Here is a 16,540-nt window from a genome sequence, read left to right as displayed (position 1 = left end):
GAATACGACAGGCATTTTCTTGACGATACCGCCAGTAGAGTGGAGTACCCACGGTGAAAGCAAGTGGTCCAGACCAGCTGATTTCGAGGCGAATTAGCGCCATAACAAGGAAAAACAAGGATTACGAAGAGCGAGCATCCGCACTTCGGCGCGCAGAGCTTGACATCATCGTGCATGGTGGAGGCATCGTCTCTGGCCGAATACCAAGCAAGATGCGGAGGAGCTCACCATGATCACGGAAACCGCCTCGCAGAAAGCTCAGGCCTATTACGAGCAGGCCGAGGCCATGTACGTCAGCCTGTACGGACCGAACTTCCACCACGGCTACTGGCCGGTTCCCGACGACGGCACACCCTACGAACAGGCGCTGGACAACTTGACCGACCAGATCATCGGCCGGGTCGGGGCGGGCCCGGGGGACCGAGTACTCGATCTCGGCTGCGGTATCGGCGGACCGGCGATCCGGCTCGCCCGTACGACCGGCGCGCACGTGGTCGGTGTCTCGAACGTCGCCACGCAGATCGAGCAAGCCGCCGCCAGGGCAAGCGCCGAGAACATGGCCGAACAGGTCAGGTTCGAGCAGGCTGACGCACTCGAATTGCCGTTCCCGGACGAGTCGTTCGACGCGGCCATCGCCATCGAGTCGCTGATCCACATGGACCGCGCCCCGGCGTTGCGTGAAATCGCCCGCGTTCTCCGCCCCGGTGGCGTCTTCACCGCCGCGGACTTCTGCCTCAACGCCTCCGTCACTCCCGCGCGCCGGCGAGTGCTCGACCGGTACCGCGATCTCGATTCACTCGGCGCTTTCCACCGGTTCGACGAGTTCCCGCCGATGCTCCGCCACGCCGGGCTGGAGCCCGTCGAACTTCTCGACGCCAGCAGCCATGTCGAGAAGTCCGTCAAGATGTGGTGGGAGCGAACCGAAGCAGACCTCGAGAACCTGACGAACCAGTACGGTAAGCAGGAGTTGGACGACTTCATCGGGCTTTTCGACGACGTCATCACCCATGGCGGACCCGAATATCTGATCTTCACCGCCCGCAAGCCCCTCAGTCCACACGTGCCGAAGAACTGACCATGGCCGAGCGGGAACCGTGACCATGCACGTGTCGCCGGCTCCCGGGACACTTGACCTGGTGTGCCGGTTCGTGAACAGCTGTGACCTCGAAGCCGGTACCAGCCGGCGAGGGGCACCGCAGGTGCTGAGCGACTGGCTGCGTCACGAGTCACTGCTGCCTGGCACGGTCTCGGCTTCGCCGGAGGACTTGGATTACGCCTTGCGGCTGCGGGATTCCTTGCGGGAAGCCATGGCAGCCAACCTGGTTGGCGCGCCGACGCCGCGGCACGCAAGAGCGGCGATCAACGCGGCCGCTGACTATTCACAGTTGACGGTCGAACTCGACGAGGACGGTGGCTGGTCGCTGAAACCCCGCGCAACCGGGACCGCGGCGGCCCTGGGCGGCATCGTCGCCGAGGTGGTCCGTGCGATGACGACCCAGGAGTGGAACAGGCTCAAGGTATGCGTCAACGACACGTGCCGACGGGCCTTTTATGATCGGTCCCGGTCTCGGTCGGGTCGCTGGTGTTCGATGCGGACCTGCGGCAATCAGTCCAAGCAGAACGCGTGGCGCCGGCGCCACGCGTCTGGAATGGCGAAGCGAACTTGATCCCTGGTGGGCGGCCTTCTTCGCCGTGGGGCAGGCGAGCTTTGACCAGCGGGATCCTCCGATGTTTCAGTGAAATGGAAGCAGGCATTGCTCTTCCTACGGGGTGTTTCTGTTCCGTTGGTTTGCCGATAAGGTCTTCCTACTGTGCAACTCGGTGGGGGGCGGATGACCGCTGTCTGGTCTTTGACGGACCTGGAAGCTGTGTTCCGGCGATGCTGGGACGAGCGAACATGCGACCCCGCCGTCGAGTGGGATTCCGCTAACCCCGCTGCCGGGCAGTGTGGTGTCACATCGATGGCCGTGGCGGAACTACTCGGCGGTGTCTTGCTCTGGTCGGAGGTCTTTCGACGCGATGGCCGGCCCGACGGGCTCCACTATTGGAATCGTTTGCCGAGCGGCTTGGAGCTCGACCTCACTCGTGATCAGTTCCGAGACGGCGAATATTTCGGCGAGTCGTCCGTGCAGCAGCCGATCCGAATCGCAACCGCACGAATGGCCACGCGGTATGACTTCTTTGCCTGCCGTGTGCGAGCACGTCTGGGTGGGTTGGTACCTGAGGGAATCCCGGCGGCGCGGGCTCGGCCGGAGACAAAGTACGAGGCGTAGGCGCGCAGCGCCGAGGCCCTGGTCGAAGACCTGGTCACTTGGTCAACGCGCATCCCGGCAGGGCGAGGTTTAGCCGGGAGTCGGCGCCCAGGCAGGCCGCGATCCCATCGACCTGCTGGCCGTAGGAGCGACCCGGCACCGAGGTCGTGCTTCCATCCGCCCCGACCTCGCACGGGTTGTTGTCGCTGCACGCCTGCCCGCCGTCGTTGTGCGTGTTGTGCACCCCGACCACTGTGGAGCCGTCAGCCGCCAGGAGCGCCGAACCCGACATTCCGTGGAACGGCTGGCACTGCGGGCTGGTGGCGTAGCGAATGGAGTTCTCGAACTGATAGCCGCCTTCCTTCAGGTGCGGCACCACGGCCTCGGCGGTACAGCCCAGACGGCTGCTGGTGTAGGCCAGGGTCAACGCGTCGCCGGCCCGTACGGGCGTGGAGGCGAGCCGGAAGACTTTGGTGCCCTTCGCTGCCAGCTGCGCGTAAGTTCGGTTCAACCGGTAGAGCGCGATGTCGGTGCCGGTCATGGTCGCGTACACCAGACGATCCGCACGGGCAGAGACAAGCGGGTAGCCTTGAGCGTTGGCGACCGACACGGCACGGTCGGCGGGCTGATCCACGAGCGCGGCGCCCGGCGCGGGACGGTCTCCCCGCACGCAATGCCCGTTGGTGAGCAGCAGCGCGGGATCGTTCGGGCGGGAGACGGCAGTGCGGACCACCGAGCCCGAACAGCCGGAGAGATCCACCGCGCCTTCCACGTTCGGGATCACGTCATCGGCGGGCACGGTGGCGCCGCTGATGATGCCGTTGATCCAGTCAGCGTGCTTGGTGACGTCGGTGTACAGCACCGGCTCCCCGTCGGAACTGGGGCCGCTGACCACGCCGGCCAACGCCCAGCCGTCACCCTGGCGGATCAGCGCGGGCCCGCCGGAGTCCATGTTCCGCGCACCGACGGTGCCATCGAGGCTGCCGATGCACAACTCGCCTGGAGAGGCGACCGTACACTTCGAGGCCGGCTGCACCGCGGTGTCGGCTTCGCGCAGCTTGTTCGGGTAGCACTTCGGTTTGTCTTCGTCGCAGGTCATGCCCCAGCCCAGGATACGAGTCGGGGTACCGTCCGCGGGCGTGCTGGATGCGATCGGAACGGGCCGCGCGTGCACGGGCGCGCGCAGGTGCATCAACGCGAGGTCCTTGCCCCAGAAGCCGCCTTCGTCATGACTGGTCGCGAGCCGGTAGTAGTGGTCCACCTCGGCGACCTTGCCCCCGGCGGTGGTGTCGAGCGATCCGATCCGGACTTTCCAGCCTTGGGGAATGCCGTTCTTCGCATTGGTCGGGTTCTTGCCCGCGCAATGACTGGCGGTCAGTACCCATTGCGGCGCAAGGAGTTCCACACCGCAACCGTGTCCGTCGGCGCGCGGCGGCCTGGGGTAGGACGGCTGGAACGAGCCCATGAACGAGTACGCCTTGGCGGATTTGGTGCCGCCCACGATGGCCTGCGCGTTGTGGGTGGTCAGGAAGGTCGCGGCCAGCGCGAGCACCGCGCCGGCCGCGACGAGGAGTGAACGACGTCGCATGCACCCCAGCCTGTCCGGTGGATGTCCGCGCAGCGCTAGCGCTGTGTCATCGTTTTGTCACAAGCTTCACCAAGAGCGCATTCGAGGTGCCGGCGGACGGCAGAGGGAGGTCTCGGTTGCGATGACCACAGATCGACGACCGGTCCTGGGACAAGTGAAGGCGAGACCCAATCACCAGTCCTAACCGGAGCCTCGTTGCCCTCCAGGCCACCACGCCGACAACCCTCGAACCGTGATCAACACCAGCCTTGAGTTCCTGGCATGGGGAATCAGAGTCCCTCAGGGTTCGCACACCTGCCCCGCCGCCGGTCTCCCTTCGATCTGGGCAACCGCGCCTCAGGCGCGCTCGGCCCGCCGCTTCGTCAGCAAGGTCCACCCGATGAGCCCGGCGAAGGCGACGATCATCAGCACCTGAGACCAGGAAGCCGCCGTGTCGAACGGCAGGGTGTACACGCCCACGATGCGGAGCACAGAGTCGGCGATCAGCCCGACGCCCCATACCAGCGTGAGCTGGTACCAGCGGCGGCGCCGGGGCGCATTGTGCGCCGTGGCCTCGAATTCGCGCTGCTGATCGCCGCCGGCCGACTGCGCGAAGCGTCGTGCCGCGTAGTACACGAGAGGACGGCCCAGGGCACAGCTGCCGACTAGGGCCACGCCTGCACAGAAGGTGGTCACCGATTCCTTCGCCAGCAACAGACGCGGGTCTCCGGTGAGGAAGCTCAACCCGAGGCCCAGGCCGAAGAGCAGCACGAGGGTTTATCCGTCTTGGGCTAGGACTCGCACCGGAGTGCTGAGCATCGACGCATGTCTGAGCCGTGATGTCGTGCGTTGACTTTGCGTTCGGCCTCGTGCACCGGTGGGAAGCTCCGGGCGGAACCTTGCGGACGCCCTCACCGGCAGGTCGGCACATCCGGAAGCGGAGTGTTTTCACGGGGTGCCGCATAGCGCGGAGTCGATCACCTGAGCCCGAGTTGTCGTGTCTTCGGTCTGGACGAAGGCGTTGGTCACCAGTGCCGCGTGCCGTCCGTCGTCGGTGGCGAAGGTCGCGGACGAGTGACCGGTGGCGACGTCACCGATGTGGCCCCACGCTCGCCTGCCACACGACAGGTCGAACCGGATCAGCCCGAGGCCGTAGGCCATTCCCTCCGGTGCGCCGGGGATGGGGACCGTCGTGCGCATTTGGTCCAGCGTCGCGGGGGAGATGAGCCGGCCGTCGGCCAGTGCCTGCGTGAACGTGACCATGTCCTGTTCGGTCGAGGCCATGGCTCCGGCCGTGGCCCACTGGGACAGTTCCCAGGCGAAGGTCCGGTCGAACCAGAAGAAGAAGGGTCCAGTCCGGCCGCCGATGTAGCCGGGTAGATAGGGCGTGGCGAGCTGTCGGTCACCGGGGCGGGGGTAGGTCGTCCTGGTCAGTTCGAGCGGTCCGATGATGCGGCTGGTGATCGCGTCTCCTGCCGACCTGCCGGTGATCTGTTCGATCAGCAGACCTGCCACCAGGTAGTTGACGCTGGAGTACCCCCATTCGGTTCCCGGCGGAAACTGTGGCGGGTTGGTCAGCCCGGCGCGGACCAGTTCCCGCAGGCTGTAGGTGCCATTCGGGCGAGCCGCGGGCTTGCCCAGGTGGTCGGTGATGCCGCTGGTGTGTTGCAGGATCTGGCGCACGGAGATCGCGGTGCCGTCGTAGCCGTTGCCATTGAATACGCCGGGTAGGTACCGCTCGATCGGGGCGTCCAGGTCGACCTTGCCTTCGTCGGCCAGTTGCAGCACCACGATCGCAGTGAACGTCTTGGTCTGGCTGCCGATGCGGAACTGGTCGTCGGAGCTGATGGGTCGCTGGACGTTGGTGTCCGCGGTCCCGGCGCGCACCTCCCATGTACCGGTCCGGTTGCCGGCATGGACCGCCGCGCCCGGTCCGGCACCGCCTTGGTAGCGATCGAGCACTGCCTGGGTGTCGGCGTGATCGGTGGACGGTGCCGCCTGCGCGGGCGCGGGAATCGCCAACGTCACGGCGACAGCCGCCAGGATGGGTAGGACGCGGTTTCTGTTCACGCTGTTCTCCAAATCATTCCCGGCTGCCGCCCACGGAGGTCATCGGGGTGGGCAGGGCGGGTCGTAGGTGATGGCGGGGAAGTACCGATTCCATTCGGTGGGGGTTAGCCGGGTGCGGATGTGGTCGCAGGCGCGGGCGATGAGTTCGTCGGTGTCGGTGGGAGTGATCCGAGCGGTGCGGTCCCAGCCGCTGGTGGATAGTGCCCGCCCGTCAGGGCTGAAGGACACGGACCACACACCGGTGATGTGGCCGGTGATAACGGTCTGTTCCGCGGGGTGACGCGGGTCGGTGATGTTCCAGATCCGGGCGGTGGTGCCGCCGCTGGTGGCGAGCGTGCGGCCGTCGGGGCTGAAGTCCACGCCGAAGAGGCCGCTCGTATGGCCGGTGAGGGTGGCGAGTTCGGCGGGTACGCGCGGATCGGTGATGTCCCAAAGCCGGGCGGTGTTGTCGTTGCCCGCGGTGGCAAGCATGCGGCCGTCGGGACTGACGGCCACTCCGTACACCGCGCTCCCGGTGTGGGCGGTCAGCGCGGCGAGTTGGATGGGCCGTCGCGGCTCGGTGATGTTCCAGATTCGGGCGGTCTGGTCCTCGCCGGCGGTGGCCAGCGTTCGGCCGTCGGGACTGAAGGCCGCCGAGTAGACCACGCTGGTGTGGCCGGTGAGGGTGGTGAGTTCGGTGGGGCGGCGGGGATCGGTGACGTCCGACAGTCGCACGGTGCCGGCGAAACTGGTGGTGGCCAGGGTGCGGCCGTCAGGGCTGAACGTGACTCCGTACACCGCGTTGTTCGCGTTGGGGATGGCGGCGAGTTCGATGGGGTGGCGAGGGTCGGTGATGTCCCACAGCCGGACGACGTTGTCGCCATTGGCGGTGGCCAGTAGATGGCCGCGGGGGTCGAAGTCGACGCCGAAGACCGTGCTGGTCGCGTTGGGGATCGAGGCGAGTTCGTCGGGGATACGCGGACCGGTGACGTCCCACAGCCGCACGGTGTGGTCCCCGCTCGCGGTTGCCAGGACGCGCCCATCGGGACTGAAATCGACCGAGTAGATCTCGTGCGGCTGGTTGATCAACGTCGTGGCCAGGGTGCTGATCAGGCTGTCGCGGGTTTCGGCGGTGGGGGCGAGACGGTGGGCGGTCAGACTGAGTTGTGCGGCCAGATCCTGGTTGGTACGGAACAGTTCGATGGCCTCGACGGCCACGTTCTTGGCGATGGCGGCGTTGCGTTGCTCGGCGGTGGCCGTCCGGGTGTGGACGGCGTAGACCGTGGTTGTCACGGCGAGCAGGAACAGCACCGCGAGCAGCGCGACGAGTTGACGCAGGCGTCGGGACCGGCGCTGGGTGGCGGCTCGTTCACCGGCTTCGGCGTCGAGACAGGCGTGGAGGAAGGCGCGTTCCCGTGCGGTGAGTCGGTCGGGCGCGGAGTCGGACCAGTCGCGGGCGATGGCCAGTCGGGTACCGCGGTAAAGGGCGCCGGGGTCGCGGTCCAGACCTTCCCACACGGTGGTGGCGTCAGTGAGCTGGCGGTGTGTCCGAAGGCCTTCGCGGTCTTGGGTGAGCCATCCGGCTAAGCGGGGCCAGTGCCGGATGAGGGCCTCGTGAGCGATTTCGATGCCGTCGTGGTCCAGGGTGATCAACCGGGCCTGAGCCAGCTGGTCGAGCACGGCGACAGCGTCGTCGTGCTCGAGGTCGAGTTCGCCGCGGCCGAGGCGGCGTTTGGTGTCCTCGGTGCCTTCGCCGAGGGCGACCAGCCGGAGGAACAGTTGCCGAGCCCATCGCTGCTGGGTTTCGGTCAGGGCGATGTAGGTGGTCTCTGCGGTGTGGGCGATGGCTCCGGCGATTCCGCCGCTCTCGTGGTAACCGGCGAGTGTCAGGGCGTTGCCGCGGCGGCGGTGCCAGGTCTCGCGCAGGGCGTGCGAGACCAGTGGCAGCACGCCGATCCGGCCGTCTGCCTCGGCGCAGAGGGTGGCTTGCAGGGCGCTCTCGACCGAAAGCCCCGCCAGGGACGCGGGCCGGGTGATCACCTCACGGAGCTCGGGCGTGGTCATCGACCCCACCAATACCTGTGCTTGCTGCAACACCTGGACCAAATGTGGGTAGCGGCTGCAGTGACCGTAGAAGTCCGCGCGCACGCCCAGAACCACCCGCAGCCGGCTGCCGTCCGCTGTGGTCGCGGTGACGAGCAGGTCGAGGAACCGGGACCGTTCGCCCGGGTCGGTGCACAGGGTGAAGATCTCTTCGAACTGATCCACCACCAGCACCAGGTCGGCTTCGGCTGGGTGATCGGCCAGCCCCTGGCGGACCAGCCGATGCACAGCCCTGGTGTCGGCGGCCAAATCCGCTACGAGCAGGGTGGGCGTGGCCCCGGTGAGGGCGCTCAGTGTCAGGGCGCATTCTTCGATCGGATGCGCCTTGGGGGTCATGACCGAGACGGGCCACGCGTGCTCGGCGATCGCGGGCAGGAGCCCGGCCCGTAACAACGACGTCTTGCCCGCTCCCGAGGCGCCCACCACGGCGGTGAATCGGGAGTCGAAGACCCGCGCACGGACCTGTTCGACCAACTGATCGCGGCCGAAGAAGCGGTCGGCGTCCTCGATCTGGAAGGCGCTCAATCCGACATAGGGCGCGGCCTGTTCGCCTTCCGCGGACCGCGGTGCGGGCTCGGCCAGCTCGGCCGCGACCTCGCGCCAGCGCCGCTCCCACGCCGCGGTGTCCCCGTCGCAGGCTTGGACATAGGCCAAAGCCACCGCCAGGCTGGGCAATTTGCGCCCGCCGGCAGCACCGGAGAGCGCGGCGGTCGAGTAGTGCGTACGCCGGGCGAGTTCGCGATAGCCCGGACTTCCCGCCTTGTCCCGCAGGTTCCGCAGATCCGCGGCCCAGCGCAACAGCGGGCCGTCCCCCGAGCCCAACGGACGCTCCCCACGCCCCACAAGCCCACCCCTCCAGTTGAAAACAACCCCTGCTCGAATTGTTCACACTTGGTTGTTAACCGTCCACCCTCCGGCACTGAACAACCTGAATCCGTTACGCATACCACCGTGGCCAGCGCCGACATCGGTGTCGCTGGTCCGCCGTAGCCGTGCTCGTGTTTTGCAGAGGGGGTTGGGGCATGTCTGTCCTCGCGTGGACTCTTCGTTCAGTTCGTGGTGGCCGCAAGGGTCTGGTTGTGGCCTTGCTGGTGGCGCTGGTCGCGTCGTTGGCGCAGGTGGTGGTCTGGTCGCCGCGACCGGCGGAAGCGGCACCGGTGGAGGTGCCGCGGGATCTGCCGGTGTTGTCGGTGCCCACGGGGAATCAGGGGCGCCCAGTGCCGGATGCGGAGCAGCCGAGGGCTGATTTCACGCCGTTGACAGGCAAGGGGGCCGGCGCCGCGCGCACTGGCGCGGCGCCGGAGACGAGCCTGGTCAGTCCGGTCGATCAGGCCGTGGTGGCGACGGAGACGCCGACGTTGCAGGTCGCCGCAGTGGGTGAGGACATCCTGTACTGCTTCAAGATTTCCACCGGTTTCGATGGTCGTTCGGGCAGTGTGGTGGATTCGGGGTGTCTGGATCAGCCGACCTGGACGGTGCCGAAGCATGTGTTGCGCGACGGCGGCCGGTATACCTGGACGGCGGGTACGGCGGTGGCCGGCGCGACGACGGCGACCCCGCCGAAGTGGGTCGGGCATTTCACGGTCAATCAGCGGGTGGGGACCTCGGGACCGGCGCCGACCGACCAGATGGGTCCGGTGACGGTGAACCTGTTCAACGGCAACGCCCACATCGAGACCTCGGGGCCGAAGTTCGAGACGGTGGGCGGGCCTGCAGGGGTGAACCTCGCCTACAACTCCCGGCAAGGTGCACCACGGGGGGTGCGGGCGTCGTATTTCAACGATTCCCGGCATACGGGGACTCCGGATGAGCTTCCGGTGATGGTGCGTGGTGAGTCGCAGGTCAATCTGGATTGGGGGGTCGCGTGGAGCGACAACCCGGACAACCGGCCGTGGCGGGACGACCCGATGCCGCCGGCGTTGGCGAAGGACTGGTTCGTCGTCCGGTGGGAGGGCCATTTCAAGGCCCCGGTGTCCGGTGATTTCCGGTTCGCCGGCGGGCACACCGACGGCGCGAAGATGTGGGTGGGCGACAAGCTGGTCTACGACAACCCCAACGCCGCCGATGTCGGCGACGACTTCCTCCAACCTGGCCCCAAACAGGACCGCGACGTCACGCTCAAAGCGGGCCAGCAGGTGCCGATCAAGATCGAGCTGTATCACCACACCACAGAGCGACCCCGAATGGTGTTGTGGGCCACCAGCAGCGTCGGCGAGGGTGAGGACCGCCACCATAATCTGGATCCGCGGATCGTGCCGACGGAATGGCTGTTCTCCGCCGACACGCAGTCACTGCCCGCGGGATGGACACTGTCGGCGCAGTCCAGTGGTTACAGCCACGCGGAGATGCTCGACGGATCGGTGGTGCTGACCGACGGTTCCGGTGCCAAGCACACCTGGGCCAAGGCGTCCGCGGGTGGCTACACCCCGCCGGTGGGTGAGGACGGTGTGCTCGCCTTCGATGCGGGTGGTCGGATCACGGTGACCGAGGGCGATGTGGTGTCGGTGTTCAATGCCGACGGCACGCTGTCGGCGGTGTCCTCAGCGTTGGACGGCAAGAAACCCGCTGCCCTGCAATACTTCTACAGTGGTGCGGTGCCGCGGCTGACGCGGATCAAGGATCCGGTGTCGGACCGGGCGCACGAGTTGTTCTACAACACCGACAACAGTGATCGTTGCTATGGCGGGGTGTCCCGCCCGCCCGGCGCGGACTCGGCGCCGCTACAGCAGTTGTGCCGGATCCGGTACTGGGACGGCACCGAGACTCGGCTGTGGTATCAGATGGAGACCCTCGCCCGGATCGAGAACGCGGGTGCGGTCATGCAGGACTTCGACTACCAGGGCAGGGCCGAGGCCAAGAGGCTCTACGACGAGGCCGGTGACAACGAGGAGGAAAAGCAGAAGGCTCTGGACAGCGTCGGGGCTCTGACCACGATCCGCGACGCTGTGGCCTATGACTGGGTGGCTCGGCAACCGGCGTCGGACGAGAACGGCTGCACGACCACCACCGACAACGCCGCCGTGTGCACGGTGATCGGGTACGACGCCAAAGTCGAGCAGCCCCGTGAGCCGCCTGTCCTGCGGGCGGTCAAGGTGCTGGCCCCGTCCCCGAACGGTCGTGACAGCGGCCCGCGCGCCGAGCACTTCTACCAGTACTACCTCGACCGCAAGCAGACGACCGTGGCCGTGGCCGGGGTGGACGATGACACCCGTTCCCGCACGTCGACCTACGATGATGCGGGCCGCGAGTTGGCCACCACCGACCTCGACGGAGCCACGATCGCCGCGGAGTGGAACGCCAAGGACCAGTCCATCGCCGCGGTCGACAGCGCAGGCCGGCGCTCCACCACGGTGTATGACCACGCCGACCGCCCGATCGACAAGTACGGGCCCGCGCCGGCGTCGTGTTTCACCGGCCAGACCCCGACACCGGCGTGCGCGGCCACAGTGCCGCGCGAACACACCGGCTACGACGAGGGCCTGACCGGGCTGTCGGCCGCGTTGTATGACAACCCGTTCCTTTCCGGTGTTCCTACGGTATGGCAGACCGGGGTCGGTACCGGCGATGGTTCGCTGTCCGGCAGTTGGGGTGGCAAGCCGCCGGTAGCGAACAAGTCCGGCTGGTCGGGCCGGTTCACCGGTGAACTCCAGTTCCCCGCCGCCGGTGACTACGGTCTCGGGTTCACCGCGACCGACGGGGTGCGGTTGTGGATCGATGACGTGCTGGTCGTGGACAGTTGGACCGACAAGGCCAGCACCGCGGCCGCGGGCACCTACAAGAATGCGACGGCGGACAGCAGGCACCGGGTTCGGGTCGACTACTACAACCGCGCCGGCACCACCGGGGCGTTGAATTTCACCTGGACCCCGCCCGGGGCCACGGCCGCGGTGACCGTTCCCGGCCGGTACTTGGCGCCCCGCTACGGGCACGAGACGAGCAAGGTCGCCGACAGCACCTCCGGCGGCCGTGCGGAGCGTGCGCCGTCGACGAGGACGGCAACCGGCTACTCCGACCCCGCGGCGGGGATCGACCCGGTGCTCGGGTTGGTGGTGTCCACGACCGGCGACCCGGGCGGGGCCAACCTGGTCCGGCGCAACACCTTCGAGCGCCCCGGCGACGGCTATCTGCGCAGGCTGGCCGAATCCCTGCCTGCCGGGGATGTCACCGACCCCGCCAAACGGGGCACGACGGTGTACTACGGCGACACCGAAACCAGGTCCAACCCCTGTGTCCCCGGCTCGGCAGCGGTCAACCAGGGCGGCATGGCCAAGACGACCACGGCGGCCAAGAACGCGGACGGCTCGGCCAACACCGCCGAACAGGTCCACGACGCGGCAGGCAGAGTCGTCGCCTCCCGGGTCAACAGCGAGCCGTGGTCGTGCATCGGCTACGACGCCCGCGGCCGGGAGGTCAAGAAGACATTCCCGGCGATGGGCGGCCAACCCGCACGCACCATCGTCACCGACCACGCGGTCGGGGGCGACCCACTGACATCGAAGGTGACCGACGAGAGCGGGTCGACCACCACCGTGAGCGACCTGCTCGGGCGGGTCGTGTCCTACACCGACACCACCGGCGTGGTCACCACCACCGGCTATGACACGGCCGGACGGAAGATCAACGAGACCACCACCGTCAACGGGGCCTCCAGCACCGTGGCCTACACCTGGAACGACACCTCCAAACTGACGAAAGTCGTCCTGGACGGGGTCACCGTGGCCACTCCCAGCTACAACTCCGCCTGGGAGCTGACCAACGTCGCCTACGGCAACGGATCCCGACTGGACGCGCTCGCCCGCGACGACGCGGGCCATCCCACCGGCCTGACGTGGAAAGCGAAAGACTCGACGGTAACCGACACGGTCACCCGCACCCGCGACGGCCGCGTCACCGACGACACCATCACCGACACCGACACCCCTGGCACTCCCTACAAGTCCGCCTACACCTACGACGCGGCGGGTCGTCTGGTCGCGGCCACCGTGCCGCACCACCAACTGACCTACGCCTTCGCCGGGGACGGCGGCTGCGGGTCGAACACGAAAGCGGGGTTGAACTTCAACCGCACCGCGTTCACCGACAGTGTCAACGGCGCAGCCCCCACCACCACCAGCTACTGCTACGACGACGCCGACCGGCTGACCTCGACCAGCGGCGCCACCGCGCTGTCGTTCGCCTACGACACCTACGGCAACGTGACCAAGATCGGTGGCGACACTCTGGGCTACGACTCCACCCGCCGGCACGTGTCCACCACCACCGAGACCGGACGCGCGGTCCGCTATACCCGCGACGTCACGGACCGCATCACCGCACGCACGGTCCAGGAGCCCGGTAAACCCGCGCAGGTCACCCGGTACGGGTTCACCGCAGACGAAGGCGGCCCCGACCTCATCCTCGACAGCGCCGGGAAACTGCGGCAACGGGTGCTGAAACTGCCCGGCGGGGTCGTGCTCACCAAAACCTACGACCAGGCCAAGACCACCAACTGGTCCTACCCCACCATCCACGGCGACATCCTGTTCACCACCGACGGCACCGCCACCCGCACCGGCAAGATCCACCTCTACGACCCGTTCGGCCAGAACATCGACCCCACCACCGGCGCCATCGGCGACATCCCCATCCCGGCCACCGCCGAAGGCGGCCTGGACTTCGGCTACCTCGGCGAGCACACCGTCCCCGTCGAACACATCGCCAGCCACCAAGCCCTCGAAATGGGAGCCCGCACCTATCTCCCCATCCTGGGCCGCTTCCTGCAAACCGACCCCATCTCCGGCGGCTCCGCCAACAACTACGACTACGCCAACGCCGACCCCATCAACAGCCTCGACCTCGACGGCAGGAAACCAAGCTACGCGCTCGATGTTCATGAGAACAGCCGATACGAAGGAAAAAACAACACCCCCCTCGGGGCAGTCGGTAAGGATATCGCCTCGTCACGGTGGGAATTCGGCGACGGCAGCTATTTGGAGAGCCGGTGGTGGGGTATGCACCTGCACCTGGATCCCGGGATGGTGACAAAGCTCCAGGGCTTGCTGGGTGTAGGCACCGGAGCAAGCAGCATTACGGCTGTACTTCTCAAAGAGATAGGGAAGGCCGTAGGGAAGGCCGCTGTCCCGTTGGCGATAGTCACGGGCCTAGCCACGCTTCAATTGGGAATGATTGTGCTAGGCAAAAACGACGACGGTTCCTCGGACGTGTATCAGCCTCTCGGTTCTCCTCTGTGGTTTCCGGGATTTAGGTGACAGTCCCAGTGTCACGTGTTCGAATTGGCTTGACATTTTGTGATTCCGCGAAGATGGGTATGCGTGTTGATGCATTGGAGCCATTCAGGGACTGGACGACTGGCGCGACCCGGTGCTGGAGCGCATCCGCGACAAACAACGTGGCGATCAAGCCGTCGATGGTGACCGTGTCGACGGCACGGACCGCCCACTGCCGGTGACTCGTGGAGAGTTGGCGGCCAAAGATCAGGCACAGCGTTTCGTGGCCTCGTTGGCCAGCGCCGAGACAGTCAAAGCGCGGCGCCGATGGCAAGCCCGAGCGCAGGCGACCGACGCGAATGCGGCCGCTGCGCCCAACCCACGAACGTCACCGAAAACCCACTACGGAGGGTCGCCCTGTCCACCCTGCCTGGCGGAGAACCAAGGTATGAGCACTACGAAAGGAAAACACTAGTGGCAATCAAAGCAGTGAGACACACAAGATTGGCGTGGAGGAGGGTAGCCGCCATCATGGCGGTGCTATGTGCGGCCGTGGGGAGCATGACGATTCCGGCTACGGCCGCGCCTCAAGGGGACGTGACCACGATGGCGTTGATCCGCTTGACGTTCACGTCGGTCAAGGACGGCCGTCTCCTGGACGTCGAGGACGGGTCCCGCGATAACGGCGAGCTCATCGTCGTCAACCCGGCGCCCGGAGCTGCCTCGACGTGGCGTGTCAACACCGCGGCGAGCGACGCGGGTTCCACCATCGTCAATGACAGCACCGGCAAGTGTCTCGACGCGGACCGCCCTTACTACAAGCTGCAGCAGCAGCCCTGTGATGGGCGTGCGAGTGAGAAGTGGTACTTCCAGCCGGTTGCCGGATCGACGGAGAAGGCGTTCATGATCCGCCACGGGGCCGACAACACGTGCTTGAGCCCACAAACCCCGCCCTATACCGACAACTCCGTGTACACCGACGCCTGCAATGGCACGCAACTGCAGCAATGGACCATACCGGCCGAGGCCTACTCGGCGGTGATGAACATGGCCGTCGATTACGCCGCTGCCCGGTGCGCCAAAGACGCCTCGAACTGCTCATGGTCCACGAACAGCCAGGAGAAGCCCAAGGCGCTGCCGTTGGTGTGTGTCTCGCCGGTGTGGTTCAACGACACACAGACGTCGATACCGTGGACTTTCTCCCTCAACACCTCCACGGGCTGGACGAACACCCTCGGTGTCAAACTGAGCGCAGGTCTGACGGTCGGCAGCGAATTCGTTGGCATCAAGGCCATGGTTCAACTCGAGGTGTCCGGCGAGACCTCGCTGAACCTCAGGGAAGACCTGGGCAACAGTCTGGTCGTGACCGTGCCCCCACGGAACTACGGCTGGGTCACGCTGTCCAAACTGGCGACCAAGGTCAAAGGTACCTGGACGTTCGACGTGCAAGGCTTCCCCTGGACCGCCGAGGACGAGGTCACCGTGCCCCTCAAGCACGACTCCGACGGCGGCGCGAGTGTCTATGCCGCGCACACCAACACCGCCTTCACCTCCTGCAACGCAACCGCATAGCAACACCCGATACTGACCGGGTACCTGTGGCCCGCACCCTGACCCTCGAGTTCGGGTGCGGGCCACAGTGCGTCCGGACGCAAGCTCTCGACTCGGGCTGTCAAGGCACCCGACAGCCTGCATGAAGCTGCAAACACTGTCGGCAGACTGATCTTGAGCCGAGATGTTGCGAAGGCGTTCGGCCGTATCTGTGGACACCGCACCGTCGATACCTGACGAACATCCGCTTCTGCCGCGGACCGGTTGTGCATCGGGTCGCGCGCTCATGCCGACGCGCGCGCGGACGGTCTCCAGGATGAGGTAGGAAGGTCGGGTTCTTGGAACCTTGCGAAGTGGGTGGTTCGGGTGGGAAACGTCTTGGCGGGCATTGTGGGAGCGGTGGTCGGATTGGCAGGTGTGTTGCTCGGCGCTTGGGTCAAAGGACGCGACGAACACCGGAGTTGGCTGCGGGATCAGAAGCTGAAGAGTGCGGCGGATCTCGTCGCCGCTGTCTTGCACCTCTATGAATCCCAGCGCGACAGCAGTGACCAACGCCATCTCACCCCGGCGGACCGCGTGGCATGGCAGGACAAGCTACAGACCAGCAGATCGATTGTGCATTTGCTGTGTCGCGACGAGACGCGCGAATCCGCCGACAAATTCGCGAGCATGGGATGGCGTGCGAAGGACGCCGAGAACGTGCCAAAGCAGGCGGATGGGCCGTGTCATGACAACCGTGTAAGCCGCGGATGGACCAAGATCGGGTCGTCGGACGCGACCCAGAAGGGCTCCATCTGTGACTGAGGACACAT

General features: G+C 66.5%; 9 protein-coding genes. 5 read left to right on the top strand and 4 right to left on the bottom strand.

Translation table 11 applies throughout. The features are described 5' to 3' along the window. The first annotated feature begins 229 nt into the window (after nt 1-229). Both ACIHAO_RS36065 and ACIHAO_RS36060 read left to right on the top strand, forming a co-directional pair. Nucleotides 230-1,075, top strand: coding sequence for a methyltransferase domain-containing protein (locus tag ACIHAO_RS36065; protein ID WP_396565605.1), 846 nt, complete (start codon nt 230-232; stop codon nt 1,073-1,075). Nucleotides 1,076-1,100: 25 nt separating this feature from the next. After that, nucleotides 1,101-1,667, top strand: a complete 567-nt coding sequence (locus ACIHAO_RS36060; RefSeq protein ID WP_396565726.1) for a CGNR zinc finger domain-containing protein — start codon at nt 1,101-1,103, stop codon at nt 1,665-1,667. A 640-nt stretch (nt 1,668-2,307) separates the two neighbouring features. Here the strand turns inward: ACIHAO_RS36060 and ACIHAO_RS36055 are convergent. From ACIHAO_RS36055 to ACIHAO_RS36040, 4 genes are all read right to left on the bottom strand, one after another. Beyond that, a complete protein-coding gene (locus ACIHAO_RS36055; RefSeq protein WP_396565603.1) occupies nt 2,308-3,840 on the bottom strand; it encodes a trypsin-like serine protease in 1,533 nt (510 codons plus the stop codon). Nucleotides 3,841-4,176: 336 nt separating this feature from the next. Then, a complete protein-coding gene (locus ACIHAO_RS36050; protein ID WP_396565601.1) occupies nt 4,177-4,590 on the bottom strand; it encodes a VC0807 family protein in 414 nt (137 codons plus the stop codon). Between the two features lie 177 nt (nt 4,591-4,767). Continuing rightward, nucleotides 4,768-5,889 (bottom strand): serine hydrolase domain-containing protein, encoded by a 1,122-nt coding sequence (locus ACIHAO_RS36045; protein ID WP_396565599.1) that lies wholly within the window; start codon nt 5,887-5,889, stop codon nt 4,768-4,770. A 39-nt stretch (nt 5,890-5,928) separates the two neighbouring features. After that, a complete protein-coding gene (locus tag ACIHAO_RS36040) occupies nt 5,929-8,793 on the bottom strand; it encodes a hypothetical protein (RefSeq protein WP_396565597.1) in 2,865 nt (954 codons plus the stop codon). Between the two features lie 257 nt (nt 8,794-9,050). On the opposite strand from ACIHAO_RS36040, the gene ACIHAO_RS36035 reads away from it, so the two are divergent. From ACIHAO_RS36035 to ACIHAO_RS36025, 3 genes are all read left to right on the top strand, one after another. After that, nucleotides 9,051-14,219, top strand: a complete 5,169-nt coding sequence (locus ACIHAO_RS36035; RefSeq protein WP_396565595.1) for a PA14 domain-containing protein — start codon at nt 9,051-9,053, stop codon at nt 14,217-14,219. Between the two features lie 564 nt (nt 14,220-14,783). After that, complete coding sequence (locus ACIHAO_RS36030) at nt 14,784-15,749, top strand: RICIN domain-containing protein (protein WP_396565724.1); 966 nt, start codon at nt 14,784-14,786, stop codon at nt 15,747-15,749. Between the two features lie 345 nt (nt 15,750-16,094). Next, entirely contained in the window at nt 16,095-16,532 is a 438-nt protein-coding gene (locus ACIHAO_RS36025; RefSeq protein ID WP_396565593.1) for a hypothetical protein, read from the top strand. Nucleotides 16,533-16,540: the final 8 nt, after the last annotated feature.

The sequence above is a fragment of the Amycolatopsis sp. NPDC052450 genome, from assembly GCF_044547565.1.
Taxonomy (GTDB): Bacteria; Actinomycetota; Actinomycetes; order Mycobacteriales; family Pseudonocardiaceae; genus Amycolatopsis.
This window is presented reverse-complemented; position numbering and strand designations above follow the sequence as displayed.

Bases quoted from the DNA above. Each gene is read 5' to 3' on its own strand.
- ACIHAO_RS36065 (WP_396565605.1), top strand. From the start codon at position 230: ATGATCACGGAAACCGCCTCGCAGAAAGCTCAGGCCTATTACGAGCAG.
- ACIHAO_RS36060 (WP_396565726.1), top strand. From the start codon at position 1,101: ATGCACGTGTCGCCGGCTCCCGGGACACTTGACCTGGTGTGCCGGTTC.
- ACIHAO_RS36055 (WP_396565603.1), bottom strand. From the start codon at position 3,840: ATGCGACGTCGTTCACTCCTCGTCGCGGCCGGCGCGGTGCTCGCGCTG.
- ACIHAO_RS36030 (WP_396565724.1), top strand. From the start codon at position 14,784: ATGGCGTTGATCCGCTTGACGTTCACGTCGGTCAAGGACGGCCGTCTC.